Origin of the sequence: Marinicella pacifica (assembly GCF_014636635.1) — a bacterium.
In the GTDB taxonomy this organism is placed as follows: domain Bacteria; phylum Pseudomonadota; class Gammaproteobacteria; order Xanthomonadales; family Marinicellaceae; genus Marinicella; species Marinicella pacifica.
Map to the genome: position 1 here is coordinate 62501 of NZ_BMEO01000005.1, position 14311 is coordinate 76811.

A 14311-nucleotide genomic window follows, 5' to 3' on the forward strand; every position below is an offset into this window, starting at 1 on the left:
AATCAAACTTTCGCCAAAGTCGCGGCCTGGCGTTGCCAGCGGTGAATTAAGGCATGGCATTGTTCCGGGTGGTTTTTTTGCATGAATTCGGCCAGTTCTCTGGCTTGTTTAAACAGGTCTTTGTCGGTCTCGACATTGACCAAACGAAATTCCATGGCGCCTTTTTGGCGGGTGCCGAGGATTTCGCCGGGACCACGCAGTTTGAGATCAGTTTTGGCGATTTCAAAGCCATCGTTGGTATCACGCATGGTGGACAGCCGGGTTTGGGCATTTTGGCTCAAAGGTGCCTGGTACATCAGCACACAATGGGATTGGCGAGTGCCGCGCCCCACCCGGCCACGTAACTGGTGTAATTGTGACAAACCCAGGCGTTCGGCATTTTCAATCACCATTAAGGTGGCATTGGGCACATCAACACCAACCTCAATAACGGTGGTGGCCACCAATAATTGAATATTGCCGGCTTTAAAGTCTGCCATCACGGCGGTTTTCTCATCATCCTTTAACCGGCCGTGGACCAAACCAATCTTCAAACCTGGAAACCAGTCTTTGAGCTCTTCAAAAGTATTTTCAGCGGCTTTGGCGCGTAAATGCTCGGACTCCTCCACCAACGTACAGACCCAATAGGCCTGCTCACCGCGCTGGCAGGCGGCTTCAATGCGTTCGGCCAGTTGTGGCATTTTTTTGTTATCCAGTAAGGTGGTGTTGATGCTTTGGCGGTTTGGTGGCAGTTCATCAATCACCGACACATCCAGATTAGCGTAAGCCACTTGCGCTAATGTCCGGGGAATCGGGGTGGCGGTCATAATTAGGCTATGCGGCAGACTGTTGTTATGGTCCGCGCCTTTGGCTTTCAAGGACAGTCGCTGATGCACGCCAAAACGGTGTTGCTCATCAATAATCACCAACGCCAGATCGCGGTAAACCACGTCATCCTGAAATAAAGCATGGGTACCGATAATGACAGCAGCGGAATCCGCTATCTTATCCAGTTGCTCACGACGTTCTGCGGTTTTCAGACGACCGGATAAAAAAGCCATGTTTTCATGCGGAAAAAATTCGGCCAAAGTAAGGCGGTGCTGCTCGGCCAAAATGGACGTTGGTGCCATGAACACCGCTTGTTTGCCTGCGGCTAAGGCATGTTCGATGGCACCGGCGGCCACCGCTGTTTTACCGCTGCCAACATCGCCCTGAATCAGGCGTTGCATCGGACATGTTTTGGCCAGATCCATGCTGATTTCATTAAGCACCCGCTTTTGTGCAGCGGTTAGGGTAAAAGGCAGCCGTGCTAAAAATTGTTGTTTTTGGTTTATACTGAGACAAAGCGGTGTTGCCCGGTGTTGCTGCCGTTGTTCACGAATGGCCTGTAGCGCCAGGAAGTGACTGACCATTTCTTCAATTTTTAAGCGCTGTTGACTTGGATGTTGACCTGTCATAAGAGCCTGCATATCCACATCCGGCGGCGGCTGGTGCACCACTTCTAAAGCCGTTTGCAAATCTGGCAACCGGGCTTTTTGCAACCATTCTTCAGGTAGTAATTCAGACACATTTAAGCGGCCGTCTATTAATAAACCCAGGGCTTGTTGAACGGCGTTTTGTAACCGCTTTTGTTGCAACCCTTCGGATTTCGGATAAACCGCGGTGAGTCGCTCGTTGAGTGGCGGAATGGCCTGTTCAAGCCAGAACTCGGGATGAATCATCTCCGGACCGTGCAGACCCTGATTGACTTCACCATAGGCACGAATCCGTTTGCCGGCGCACATTTTGATCTTCTGAGAATAATAAAAATTAAAGAATTTCAGTTGTATGACGCCCTGTTCATCTGCAACCTCACACACCAGAATCGGTCGCTTACCCTGAACGACAAAGCTTTTGGTGATCTCGCCTTCAACCAAAGTCCGCTGAAAAGCCTGCACACGGTCAAGGGGCGTTATTCGGGTTTTGTCCTCATAGCGCAAAGGCAGATGGAACAGCAAATCCAGTACCGATTCAATATTCAGTTGTTTGAGTTTATCGACCGCTGCCGGTCCAATGCCTTTTAGGTCAGAAAGATGTACCATCTGCCGCCTCAGGGCATGGCGATGATGGCATCAACTTCAATCAGTGAATCTTTGGGTAAACGGGCCACCTGGATGGCTGCACGTGCCGGATAGGGTTCGCTTAAATAACCACTCATGACATCATTCAAAGCCGCAAAATCATTTAAATCCTGCAAAAAAACAGTCAGTTTCAAAGCCTGTTGCAAATCAGTTCCCGCCGCCTGCGCCACTGCCTGGAGGTTTTGGAAAACCCGGTGTGCTTGCTGCTTAAAATCAGGACCCAACATTTCACCGCTGTCGGGATCAATGGGAATTTGTCCGGAAGTGTAGAGAACTCCCGCGTGAACCACCGCCTGTGAATAAGTGCCGATGGCTGCCGGCGCTTTGTCGGTATTAATGATTTTTTTCATGATAGACCCGCTTAACATTAAGAACTTCAGTGTGGCGCTGGAGGCGCTTCATCAGTTGGGTGGCCTGCCCTTTGTTTTCGACTTCCACCACAAAGTTTAATTGTGAAAAACCGCCTTCTTTGTCCACCTGATCGATGGTGACAATATTAACATCTTCTGCCGCAATCAGGGAAGCCAAGTTCGCCAAAACGCCGGTGCGGTTAATCACATCAACCATCAGTTTGGTTTTAAACATACCCGAAGGATCCACATTCCACTGGCATTTCACAGATCGCTCGGGACTGTCTTTCAGGGTTTCCAGGAGATTAACGCATTGACTGCGGTGAATCACCACGCCTTTTGAGGGACTTAAATAACCGGTGATTTCATCGCCCGGGAGAGGAAAACAACAATGCGGATAGTTCACGATTGAACCCTCCGTACCATCAATAACCAGGGCTTCTTTGGGCTGATAGTCTTTATCAAGTTTGCGTTTTTTCATCAATGGCAGTAGTTTTCTGGCCACAATGGAAGGCAACAACTGGCCATAGGCAAATGACTTTAACAAATCATCCATGCTGTCTAACTGGTATTCTTTGAGGACTTTTTTGATGGTTCTGGCATCCAGCGCCTCAAAAGAATGACCAAAGGTATCCAGCGCCCGATCCAGCATACGATGACCCAATAATAAGGCATCCTCATCCTTGATGTCTTTGAGTTCTTTGCGAATCGCCGTGCGCGCCTTACTGGTCACCACCACCCCGAGCCAATCAGCTGTTACGGTTAAACCTTTGGCTGTTTTGATGCTCACCGTATCACCGGTTTCCAGGACTTTTGATAAGGTTGTTGCTTCACCATTGACCACCGCACTGACCGCATGCGACCCCACCGAAGTGTGAATGGCGTAGGCAAAATCCATGGCTGTGGATTTAATCGGTAGCTGCACGATATCACCCTTGGGGGTAAACACGTAGATTTCATCCAGCCCCAAATCGGATTTAAAGTTTTCATAAAATTCAAGCGAACTGCCTGAATCTGCCTGCAAACGCAAAAGAGATCCGAGCCAACTGCGCACCTTGTTGAGTGAAGCGGTGGACTGCGCTGATTTTTGTTTATACATCCAGTGAGCAGCCACCCCGGCTTCGCTCATTTCGTCCATGTTTTGGGTGCGAATCTGAATTTCCAGTTTTAAGCCGTAGGGCCCGGTGACAATGCTGTGTATGGACTGGTAACCGTTTTGTTTGGGCACCGCAATATAATCTTTAAAGCCGTTTTCACTGGGCGGATAAAGGTTATGAATGACACCCAGCGCCAAATAACACTGATGCAGCTCTGAAACAATAATGCGCACCCCGAACAAGTCGTGCACCTCTTCCAGGGTCAGTTGTTTAGATTTAATTTTCTTGTAAATACTGTAGGGTGCTTTCTGACGGCCACTGACGTCAGCCACCATAGAGGCATCCAACAAGGCTTTTTCAATGTTCTTGCAGATTTTCTCAATCGCCTTTTTTCGGTGACCGGCCATTTCTTTGGCGCCGGTGACAATTTGTTTGTATCGATTGGGGTGCAGCGCCTTGAAGGCATGATCTTCCAATTCCTTTTGCATGTGCTTTAAACCGATGCGTTCGGCAATCGGCGCATACACATCGATGGTTTCCTGGGATATGCGTTTTTGTCCGGAACGACTCATGGCATCGATGGTGCGCATATTGTGCAGGCGATCGGCCAGTTTTATGATGATGACACGCACATCATCAGACATGGCAAACAACATTTTAACGAATGTTTCTGCCTGCGCTTCCTTAAAGTTTCTAAACTTTAATTTGTCCAGTTTGGTAACGGCTTCAACCAAATGGGCCACATCGGCATTGAATTCGGTGACCAGATCCTCATAACTGACTTCGGTGTCTTCGATGGTGTCGTGCAACACACCGGCAATCAAGGTATCAATATCAACCCGCATTTCGGCCAAAATCGCCGCCACAATAATGGGGTGGCTGATATAAGGCTCGCCCGATTTGCGGATTTGCTTTTCGTGGGCATAAGCGCCGTAATGGACGGCTTTACGAAGGGCAGATTTTTCCTCGTCGTTGAGGTAGAGGTTGGTATTTTCTTTGAGTTTTTTAAAAGCAGCCTGGACCAATTTATGGCCCATGGTGTCGGAGGTGTGGGACAATTGTGTTGTCGTCACATCCGACACCCTCGAAGACAGGTGATATCTGAAGCGACCTTACTCGTTATCTTCATTGTCCTGTGTCTCAGCAGCGGCATTCCAGGCCTCTAACTCTTTGGCCCGCTTCGCTTCCAGTTCCAATTCAGCCAGGACATCATTGTTGATTTTACCCTCGGCAATCTCACGCAGTGCCAACACGGTGGGTTTGTCGTTTTCTTCTTCCACCATCGGCTCCTGGCCATTGGCAATTAAACGCGCGCGTTTGGATGCCATGGTCACCAAATCAAAACGATTGGGTACTTTTTCTAAACAGTCTTCTACGGTTACTCGTGCCATATTATTTCCTGAAATATTTTGCGCAATCGCGCATTTTAATCGAAGCGGGAATTATTTTCAAAATTATTATGGCCAAAAGCCCGAAAACAAAGGGTAAAGAGCTGCATTAAGGCTTATCTGCCCGGATAATTGGGGCTTTGTTCCCGACGCCGCTCTTCATCAGTTATGAGGGGTTCATAGGCATTAATCTGAGCATCTATTTTTGCCGTTTCATAGAAATCCAATGGCCGGTCTTTGCGAAGGTTCTTGAGAATTCTGACCGCCTGATAATTCTGCCCCAGCAGATGGGATCGCCTGGCCATGGCCTGACCGGCAGCAACCGGTTTCATGGCGTTGTAATAGGCAATCGATAACAAGTCCTGATAATGTGGATTTTCCGGGTATTGATAGCTCAGTTTACGCAGTTGGCTGATGGCCTTGTCCTGACTGTCCAAATCTTCAAAGTGCATGAATATTTGTGCCGTTTCCTCCAAAACCAAATTATTATCCGGGTATTGATTGATTAACTGGTCCAGGTATTTTTTACCCTGTTCTGTATCGACTCGAGAGATATTTTGGGCTTTGAGTATTTTGACCAGAACGTCAGTTTCTGAATCAGTTTTAATTTTTTCAATGGTTGCTAATGAAGCTTTATAATCATTGTTTCGGTATTGGTGCAAAGCACGCCCGTATAAATAGGCGGCCGATGCGTTTGATCCGTCCTTTGCGTCTGCATAATAAGCCTTTAAACCATCAAACTCACCGGCTGTCAAAACCCGTAAACGCTCCTTGACAAAAGCATACATACTTGATTCTTTAACGGTTTTGGGGGCTAGGTTTTTACTGCGATTTTTGGCTTCAGTAACACGATTAACCGACAATGGGTGGGTGCGTAAGTATTCGGGCAATTGATAGCGCGGATCAACACGGTTTTTGGTCATTAATTTCGCAAAAAACCCGGCCATACCTTGTGGGTCAAAATCAGCCTTATATAAGGTGTTAATACCGACCCGATCGGCTTCATATTCATGGTAACGGGTAAAATTAATGGCCAGCTGTTGTTGTAAGCCGGTCATTGAAGAGGCTATAGCAATCGGTGCATCGCCGCTGCCGCCGGCACTCGCGGCAGCAGCGGCAGCCAACATCCCTAACATGATGGGGATGGTGGCCTTTTGTTGTTTGGCAATCATTCGCGAAATATGGCGCTGACTAACATGCGCAATTTCATGTGCAACAACCCCAGCCAGTTCACTTTCCGAGTCTGTTTCTAAAATCAAACCCGAGTAAACCACTATTAAACCGCCGGGATAAGCTGACGCATTAATCACATCAGCCGGCACCACAAAAAAATCAAAGCTTTGGGTCGGTTTATCAGAATGAGCCGCCAAACGGTATCCCAGGTGATAGATATACGACGCCACAACCGGATCCGTCATAATCATCTGGTAAGCATACATTTGCTGCTTAATTTCTTTGCGGTAACGCGCTTCATCATCCTCAGACATAACCGCATCTGATGAATTGCCCAAATCCGGCAATTTCACCTGCGCATAAGTCATCGGATGCCACAAGCTGACAAACAGATAGATGGTTAAAACAAATTTCATGGTCATATTGTATAATTCAGACTGTTAATTTACGCTTAAATTCATTTTCATTAAAGTCATTTCATCATTTGTTAGTAAATATGCGCCTTTGTTTTTTAATCAACCCCAGCGAAGATTGGCAACAAGCCGTTGAACATGCGCGTCATCTGGCTTTGGCCGCCTTAAAAACCCATCAGATAAAGGCGGTGTTTTTCTTTGGCTCAGCCGCGAAAATTATTCAAGACACCTCCATGCAACAACGCTGGAATAAACTGAATAGCTGTGATTTGTGGATTTGCAGAACCATGATAGACCAGTGGCAGCTGAACGAAACAGCTTGTCACAATCATTTCTCTGTCACAGGTATGGCGCCGTGGATTAACTGTATGCAACAATCAGACCGAGTTATAGAAATCATCTGATGCGGTGCTTATTTCACATTTTTGCAGACAGCAGCCAAGATCGGTTAGAGCAAAGCCATTTATTAATATTAGCTTGTCTGAACTTTGATTACAGGGTTGACATTGTTTTCCATGATCACAGTGAACGTGTTTTAAGCCGACAACCGCAACTTTACAAAAAATGGCAAGCCCTGCAGCTTTACGGTGCACAGGAATTTATACAACTGTCCGAACTGAGTTGTTCTGAAGCTGATAGCTTATTGACTCAACTCACCGACCAAGCGGATTTTATCGCATGAGCGTATTACACCAGTACCGCTGGCATAACGAAAACCACTTTGCAAAAAGAATTCACCTCCTACGGACGGGTGATTCACTGGTGATATACGGCTGTCCCCAACACCTGAACCCAAACCGGTTTCTGGATCCGTTAGTACACTTGAAAATACCAATCTATTGGCTCAGTCAAAAATCTGCTCATAACCACAATAGCCCAATGCACCCCATAGATTATGACCAATGGCTGACGCTGATTGAACAACATGACAAAACCCACACATGGAAATAATTCTCGATAAAAACGGCCACTTAATAGACAAAGAGGCATGGAATCTTCAGGTGGCAAACCAATTGGCACAAACCGATAATCTGAAATTGACAAAACAACATGAACAGATTATCTTAGCGGTGCGGGCCATTTTTGAAGAAACCGGTGACACGCCGCCCATGCGTTTGTTGATTAAGGTATTGCGTCAGCAGCTTGATGATTCCATAGATTCACGCTATCTGTACCGCTTGTTTCCAGACGGTCCCGTGAGGCTGTGTAGTAAATATGCCGGCTTACCGAAACCCAAACATTGTATGTAAAAATAATTATGAGCAACGAAATCATCGTTTACAGCACCCAGGTTTGCCCCTACTGTGTGGCAGCCAAAAACCTGTTAAAAACTAAAAACCTCCGTTTTACGGAAGTTTTGGTTGATAAAAACCCCGAACAACGGGCCATAATGATAGAAAAAAGCGGTCGCACCTCGGTGCCTCAGATTTTTATCAACGGCACCCATGTGGGGGGATTTGATGATTTAAGCGCCCGAGTCAGAAACAACACGCTTCAGGAATTACTGGTTTAGTGGCTCAGACTCGGTGGCCACCAAGGTACGCGGCCAGGATTGGATAATGGCATTCACCAGGGTGGCCAAAGGAATGGCAAAAAACACACCCCAGAAACCCCACACACCGCCGAAAAATAACACCGCAACGATGATTGCCACCGGGTGCAGGTTATTTACCTCAGAAAATAACCAGGGAACCAAAGCGTTGCCATCCAATACCTGAATGACACCGTAGGAAATCATGACATAGGCAAAAGGCGCCGTCCAGCCAAACTGCACAAAAGCCACCAGCGCAATCGGAAAGGTCACCGCCACTGCACCGATAAAGGGCACCAGCACGGAAAACCCCGTTAAAGTGGCGAGTAATATGGCATATTCCAAATCCAGAAAAACGAAAACAATGTAGGTGATTAAACCCACCAACAGTATTTCAAAGGCTTTTCCCCGCACATAATTGCCAATCTGCACATCCACTTCATGCCACACCGACAGTGTTAATTTAGAATCACGGGGAATAAATTGACGCAGCCAGCTGAGAATTTGCTGTTTGTCTTTCAACAAAAAAAACACCAGAATCGGCATCACCACCAAAAACACCGCAATCGAAAAAGCACTGAATACCGATGACACCGTTTTGCCCAGCATTTGCTGACCCAAAACAGTCACCTCTGCGGTAACTTTGGAAATAAGGCTTTGAACCTGATCAGGCTGGATAAGCTGCGGATACTTTTCAGGCAGTGTGCGAAGAAAATCTAAACCGGTTGAAAAGTAATTGGGCAAAGCCTGAACCAACTGAGTCACCTGGGTAATCAGCTTGGGTACCATCCACACCAGCAGGATAAACATCACCGCCACAAAAACCAAAAAAACCACCGTGACCGCCACCACCCGCGGCACTTTCAGTTTTTCCAGACGCACAATAACACTTTCCAGCAAATAGGCCACCACAATACTGGCCAGAAAAGGTGCCAGCGCACGGCCAAAATAAATAATAAACACAAAACTGACCACCAAAGCCATGGTCAGAATGACAATTTGCGGGTCAGAGAAATTTCTTTTAAACCAATTTGTGAATACATTCATACGCCGAATTATAAGGCAGTTTTGGGTTTAATCCACGGAAATTGGTTACTTTTAGAAGGCCAATCAACCATCGTAATTGGATACACAGTCACATCATTGGCGTATTGTTGACAGCCAGCAACAGCAGACCGCTAACATCATGGCACAATCAGGAACAAGGGAATTAGAAGGTTTTTAACCAGGTGAGCACCGCTTCGGTATGACGGCCCTCAAAAGCACTGCTGACTCGGCCAAAATCGGTGCGACCAAAATTAAGTGGCTGTGGCGCATAACTGGCATACAAATCAAGCTGACCACCTAAAATCGGGGTACTGACACCCACCCGGACACTGTAATCAGCTGAAATAGCTTTCAAAATGGTGGTTAAGTCATCATCCGTAGCCGGCGGCTGTTGCCGACCGGTGTATTCGATATTAAATTCTGTTCCCTGCTTAAAGGTGTGGCTGTAACCCAGAGCAAATACGGTTTGGTCGGCCCATTTAAATTCAGGACTTTCCATATCATTTAAAAATGTCAGGAAAATATCGGGATAAGAACGCGACACAAAGGCGTTCACATCACTGTAATAATTATGCCTGGCAATCAGCTGAAAACTGTTACGCGGGCTGACCTGAAAATTAACCGCCACATCCACACTGGCCGGTATATCAAAGTCTGCCGGATCGGCCTGCACACCCAACAGCTGACTAAATCCGTCCATATCAATTTTAGACTGAAAATGGGTTTCTAAAGACAACCAGCCGGTCAATCGATGGCTCAAACCCAGATTAACACCCAGACCATTACTGGTTTCTGTGTAACTGACCGGATACAAGTCCAGCTGACTGTAAGTCAGAATCGACGAAGCCAGGAAATTCATGTCCGAATAATTCTGCTGAGCAAATAAAACGGCAAAATTAAACTGAGACTGCTCTGATAACTGAAAAGCCACGCCGGGGGCGAAAATCCGGCGACTGTACATTTCACGGTCCGTAAACACCATCTGGTCAAATTCAAATGCCTGGTCACTAAAACTCGAAGGACGCAGGAAAGATTTTTCGTAATCAAAGGTGAAAAAATAGGATTTGCCGGACATTAAATCGCCGAGGTCGCTAAGTCGATCTTGAGAATAATAGAATTTAGCACCGGCAAAACTCACCGCCTGAGAAAAGTCAGGTGTTGATGTGGTGTTGAGCTCGCGGTAAAAATTGGGGTAAATACGCGCGGCAATGTCATTGCGCCAATGACCCAGATCCATAATTGCGATTGACGACTGCGGGCTCACAGAGGACGCAATAACGGCCTGAGCCGGCAGCAACAATGCAACAATTAAGGTTAAAACTACTTTCATCAATAGGGCGTTTAACGCAAATTTAATGGTTTAATACGGTGAATTTTGGCAAAAAAACAACATAAAGTCAATTCAGATGCGGTCATTTACCGTAAAAAATCAGTGTTTTTCCATCGAATGTTGTAATTTCACAACAATGTGACCAAATAGGACAGATTCTGACACATCCGAACTCAAGGAAAGCCTCACAGCAGCCCTTCTATGACAGACGACTGATGACGGCATTGGCGTATTCTGCGGTCTTGGCCCGGCCGCCCATATCACCGGTTAAATGATCACCTGCTCGGATGGTGTCTTGAACTGCCTGCCGGATACGATTGGCCTGTTGAACGTGTCCCAAATGCTCAACCATCATGGCCGCTGCCAGAATCAATGCGGTCGGATTGGCGATTTTTTGGCCGGCAATATCCGGCGCAGATCCGTGCACCGCCTCAAACATGGCCACGTCCTGACCGATATTGGCACCCGGTGCCAGACCCAGACCACCCACCAAACCGGCGCACAAGTCGGAAATGATGTCGCCAAACAGATTGGTGGTCACAATCACGTCAAATTTTTCAGGATTCATCACCAGTTGCATGCAGGCATTGTCAACAATCAGGGTATTAAACTGAATATCGGGGTATTCTTTAGCCATTTCCTGGGCCACTTCGAGAAACAAACCCGAAGTGGTTTTCATAATATTGGCTTTGTGCACCGCCGTAACTTTTTTTCGACCGGCTTTGCGTGCCAGTTCAAAAGCATAGCGGACAATATTTTGTGAAGCTTCTCGCGTCACCACAATTTTAGATTCAGCGATGGTGCGCTCTTCGTTAATGGTCTGACCCTCGCTTAAATAAGCCCCCTCGGTGTTTTCCCGTACGGTTAAGATGTCTATGTTTTCATAGCGTGCCTTGGTGCCCGGAAAAGTGATCACCGGTCTGACGTTGGCGAATAATTTAAAATAACGACGCATGGCCACATTAATGGAACTAAAGCCCTTACCAACCGGTGTGGTCAACGGGCCTTTTAAACAAACGCCGGTTTCGGTTATGGCGTCGAGTGTGTTTTGCGGGAGCAAATCACCCTGGTTATCCAGTGCGGCAAGCCCGGCTTCTTTAAAATCATATTGAAAATCTAATTTGAGTGCATCCAATACAGCCAATGTGGCATCCATAATTTCCGGCCCGATGCCGTCTCCTTTGATAACAATGATTTTTTGCGTCATGTTGTGTCCTGATGTGTTGTTAATTTAGTGGCCGCAGATTATAACCAATCAGCGGCTGTTTTTCACCGCTTATCACGGACTGTCAATTGGTTTTCAGAGAATCTTTAGCTTTCGTCTGTCAACTGCTTCACTTGCTCTAAGACGTCTTCAGCGTGATCTTTGACCTTAACTTTACGCCAGGACAGCATAACATCGCCTTTTTGATTGATAATAAAAGTACTGCGTTCTATGCCCATAAACTTTTTCCCGTACATATTTTTTTCTTTAATCACATCAAAAGCGCGACATAAGGTTTCCTCGGTGTCAGCCACCAACTCAAAAGGCATGTCGAATTTTTCTTTAAAATTTTGTTGCTTTTTTAAACTGTCCGCTGAGACCCCGACAACCTCACAGTTTAAGGCCTTAAAGTCTTCATAATGGCTGCTGAAATCCTGACTTTCCTGACTGCAGCCCGGGGTATTGGCTCGCGGATAGAAAAACACACACAGGTAATCGTCAACCAGTTGAGATAACGAGGCAGTGGCACCGTGGGTTAAGTGCACAGGATGTTGCATAATCTTGTCTTCAATTTTTAGCATGGTTTCATTCATATTCAGTAAAAAACACCCTATAATTATGGGCTTTTAACCGTAAAGTACAAGTTTTAATGAATCAAAAACCACAAACAACATTTAAAATATCAGCCTTAGCCGGTGCCATGGTGGCTTTGGTAACACCCATGAATGCCGAGGGTGAAATTGATTGGCTAGAATATCAAAAATTGCTCGACTGGCATATTAATATAAAAACACCCGCTGTCATTATTGCCGGCACCACCGGCGAATCAGCCTTATTAAGTACGGCAGAAACAGAGCAGCTCTGGTCTATAGCAGCACAGCGTTGCGCCAACACAGAGACGCTCATGGTGGCCGGCACCGGTGCCATTTCACCCCGGCAAGTGATGGCCAATAACAAACAGGCGGCCGCTTGTGGCGCTGATCTGGTTCTGGTCGTGACGCCCTATTATTTACGCTTAACCCAAAGTGCACTGCGAGATCATTTTTGGGACATTGCCGATACCAGCCCGCTACCCGTTTTACTTTATAATGTACCGACCAGAACCGGCAATGATTTACAGACTAAAACCACACAGGCCTTAGCCAAACACCCGAATATTCTGGGCATTAAAGAAGCCAAGGCCGATATGGAACGAATAACAGCGTTGGCCAAAATCGATGGATTTGTTGTTCTTTCCGGCGATGATGAGAGTTTTTGCCGGGCCATGCAACATGGTGCCGCGGGGGTCATCAGCGTCGCAGCCAACGTTCGCCCCAGGACCTTGAAACAAATCTGTCATGCCCTCGCCCTGGGTGACATAAACAAGGCGTGTCAACTGGATCAATCCTTACAGCCTTTGTACCAACTGCTGGCACAAGAACCCAATCCGGGTCCGATTAAAGCTGTCATGCACGCCGCAAAAATGCTATCATCCGGCATCCGTCCGCCGTTACAACTGATGTCACTTAGCCGGACACAGCAAAAACAATTTACACAGGCCATTGAACAGGAGTTTACACAACCATGAAAATAAAACGACGCAGCATCATGATTATCGTTATTTTGATCCTTCTTAACAGTTGTGGTCGTTTCATCAAGGAAGAACCCTACTTAGAAGCCGAACAAACCCATGCTTTAAAAGCGGTTGACGGCCTGGATTTACCTCAGGACACCGGCCAACTGGCCATCCCCGACATACAAAACGACACCTTTAAACCTCTGTCCATTGATTCAGTCAGACCACCTGAAATGGCGTTTGCCAAACGCCGCAGCGCCGATGAAAATGTGGTAATTATTGATGCCGATGGCGTGCCCACCATGGAAATCTATAACGACAAAGATGCCTGGCAATTAATGAATGAAGATCTGGGTGCCCACTGGTACGCCTTAGAAAGCAACGAAGAAGACTGTCAAATTACTTTGTATTATGATGACCCGATTAACCAAACTGTTGAAGATCAGGGCTTTTTTAAAAAGCTGTTTACTTTCAAAAGCAGTTACATCGACCGCTCCGGCCAATATGTACTGACCTGTTTGAAATTACCGCAAAAACAACAAATCTGGGTTCAGACCCTGGACTTTAAAACACCGTCTGCGTTTGTGGTGGATGACTTATTCAATCAGTTGTTTACCGCCGCCACCCAATAAAGCTGCCTCAAGTATTGGTGTGACGGCGGTATTGGCCAATTCCTTATCAACAGGACAAGAACTTTCGGCCGTTTATTTATCAGCCGAACAATTTATTCATCACCGCGGTCAAGTAAATCAATTTTATCTTCAACCTGCGCCCATTCATCGGCATCTTCAGGCGGGTCTATCATGGCCGTAATCACCGGCCATTTGGGCGATAATTCAGCATTTATTTCAAGAAATTTTTCCTGGCCCACCGGCAAGTCATCCTCCGGAAAAATCGCATCCACAGGACATTCGGGTTCACACAGCGTACAATCAATACACTCTTCAGGATCAATCACTAAAAAGTTAGGGCCTTCGTGAAAACAATCCACCGGGCAAACTTCAACACAATCGGTGTATTTGCACTTGATACAGGCTTCGGTGACGACAAAAGTCATTCAATGGCTCCTTGATTTAATCAAAAACACAATTATACTATAAGCCACTATAACGAAACCACCCAAC

At 46.5% G+C, this 14311-nt stretch carries 17 protein-coding genes; 7 read left to right on the forward strand and 10 right to left on the reverse strand.

All coding sequences use genetic code 11. The features are described from left to right. Nucleotides 1-2: 2 nt before the first annotated feature. The 5 genes from recG to IEV16_RS07280 all read right to left on the reverse strand — a co-directional run bounded on the left by recG (nt 3) and on the right by IEV16_RS07280 (nt 6523). Entirely contained in the window at nt 3-2060 is a 2058-nt protein-coding gene (gene recG / locus IEV16_RS07260; RefSeq protein WP_188365022.1) for an ATP-dependent DNA helicase RecG, read from the reverse strand. 8 nt (nt 2061-2068) lie between these two features. Next, nucleotides 2069-2449, reverse strand: coding sequence for a RidA family protein (locus tag IEV16_RS07265; RefSeq protein WP_188365023.1), 381 nt, complete (start codon nt 2447-2449; stop codon nt 2069-2071). Beyond that, on the reverse strand, nt 2433-4619 hold the full coding sequence (locus IEV16_RS07270) for a RelA/SpoT family protein (RefSeq protein ID WP_188365024.1): 2187 nt from the start codon (nt 4617-4619) through the stop codon (nt 2433-2435). Before IEV16_RS07270 ends, IEV16_RS07265 begins: the two co-directional genes overlap by 17 nt. Nucleotides 4620-4658: 39 nt before the next feature. Next, nucleotides 4659-4937 carry a DNA-directed RNA polymerase subunit omega gene (rpoZ, locus tag IEV16_RS07275; protein WP_188365025.1) on the reverse strand — a complete coding sequence of 93 codons (279 nt, stop codon included), beginning with the start codon at nt 4935-4937 and terminating at the stop codon, nt 4659-4661. Nucleotides 4938-5050: 113 nt separating this feature from the next. After that, the gene (locus IEV16_RS07280; protein WP_188365026.1) at nt 5051-6523 is read right to left on the reverse strand and encodes a M48 family metalloprotease; all 1473 of its coding nucleotides are present in this window, start codon (nt 6521-6523) and stop codon (nt 5051-5053) included. An 80-nt stretch (nt 6524-6603) separates the two neighbouring features. On the opposite strand from IEV16_RS07280, the gene IEV16_RS07285 reads away from it, so the two are divergent. Genes IEV16_RS07285 through grxC form a run of 5 tightly spaced genes read left to right on the forward strand, consistent with a single transcriptional unit; the run spans nt 6604 to nt 8033 of the window. Further along, the gene (locus IEV16_RS07285; RefSeq protein WP_188365027.1) at nt 6604-6924 is read left to right on the forward strand and encodes a DsrE family protein; all 321 of its coding nucleotides are present in this window, start codon (nt 6604-6606) and stop codon (nt 6922-6924) included. Continuing rightward, nucleotides 6924-7202 (forward strand): hypothetical protein, encoded by a 279-nt coding sequence (locus IEV16_RS07290; RefSeq protein WP_188365028.1) that lies wholly within the window; start codon nt 6924-6926, stop codon nt 7200-7202. Before IEV16_RS07285 ends, IEV16_RS07290 begins: the two co-directional genes overlap by 1 nt. Beyond that, nucleotides 7199-7471, forward strand: a complete 273-nt coding sequence (locus tag IEV16_RS07295) for a hypothetical protein (RefSeq protein ID WP_188365029.1) — start codon at nt 7199-7201, stop codon at nt 7469-7471. Before IEV16_RS07290 ends, IEV16_RS07295 begins: the two co-directional genes overlap by 4 nt. After that, a complete protein-coding gene (locus IEV16_RS07300) occupies nt 7462-7770 on the forward strand; it encodes a TusE/DsrC/DsvC family sulfur relay protein (protein ID WP_188365030.1) in 309 nt (102 codons plus the stop codon). Before IEV16_RS07295 ends, IEV16_RS07300 begins: the two co-directional genes overlap by 10 nt. 8 nt (nt 7771-7778) lie before the next feature. Next, entirely contained in the window at nt 7779-8033 is a 255-nt protein-coding gene (grxC, locus tag IEV16_RS07305) for a glutaredoxin 3 (RefSeq protein WP_188365031.1), read from the forward strand. Here grxC and IEV16_RS07310 read toward each other — a convergent pair. From IEV16_RS07310 to IEV16_RS07325, 4 genes are all read right to left on the reverse strand, one after another. After that, complete coding sequence (locus tag IEV16_RS07310) at nt 8022-9098, reverse strand: AI-2E family transporter (protein WP_188365032.1); 1077 nt, start codon at nt 9096-9098, stop codon at nt 8022-8024. The genes grxC and IEV16_RS07310 overlap by 12 nt on opposite strands. Before the next feature lie 163 nt (nt 9099-9261). Continuing rightward, entirely contained in the window at nt 9262-10428 is a 1167-nt protein-coding gene (locus IEV16_RS07315; protein WP_188365033.1) for a hybrid sensor histidine kinase/response regulator family protein, read from the reverse strand. 199 nt (nt 10429-10627) lie between these two features. Then, nucleotides 10628-11635, reverse strand: coding sequence for an isocitrate dehydrogenase (locus IEV16_RS07320; protein ID WP_188365034.1), 1008 nt, complete (start codon nt 11633-11635; stop codon nt 10628-10630). 104 nt (nt 11636-11739) lie between these two features. Continuing rightward, complete coding sequence (locus IEV16_RS07325; RefSeq protein ID WP_229728287.1) at nt 11740-12225, reverse strand: peroxiredoxin; 486 nt, start codon at nt 12223-12225, stop codon at nt 11740-11742. 56 nt (nt 12226-12281) lie between these two features. On the opposite strand from IEV16_RS07325, the gene dapA reads away from it, so the two are divergent. Then, nucleotides 12282-13199: a 4-hydroxy-tetrahydrodipicolinate synthase gene (gene dapA / locus IEV16_RS07330; RefSeq protein WP_188365035.1), complete on the forward strand. Its 918-nt coding sequence runs from the start codon at nt 12282-12284 to the stop codon at nt 13197-13199. After that, nucleotides 13196-13819: a hypothetical protein gene (locus tag IEV16_RS07335; protein ID WP_188365036.1), complete on the forward strand. Its 624-nt coding sequence runs from the start codon at nt 13196-13198 to the stop codon at nt 13817-13819. Before dapA ends, IEV16_RS07335 begins: the two co-directional genes overlap by 4 nt. A 92-nt stretch (nt 13820-13911) precedes the next feature. Here IEV16_RS07335 and fdxA read toward each other — a convergent pair whose 3' ends face one another. Then, nucleotides 13912-14244, reverse strand: coding sequence for a ferredoxin FdxA (gene fdxA / locus IEV16_RS07340; RefSeq protein ID WP_188365037.1), 333 nt, complete (start codon nt 14242-14244; stop codon nt 13912-13914). Between the last annotated feature and the right edge of the window lie 67 nt (nt 14245-14311).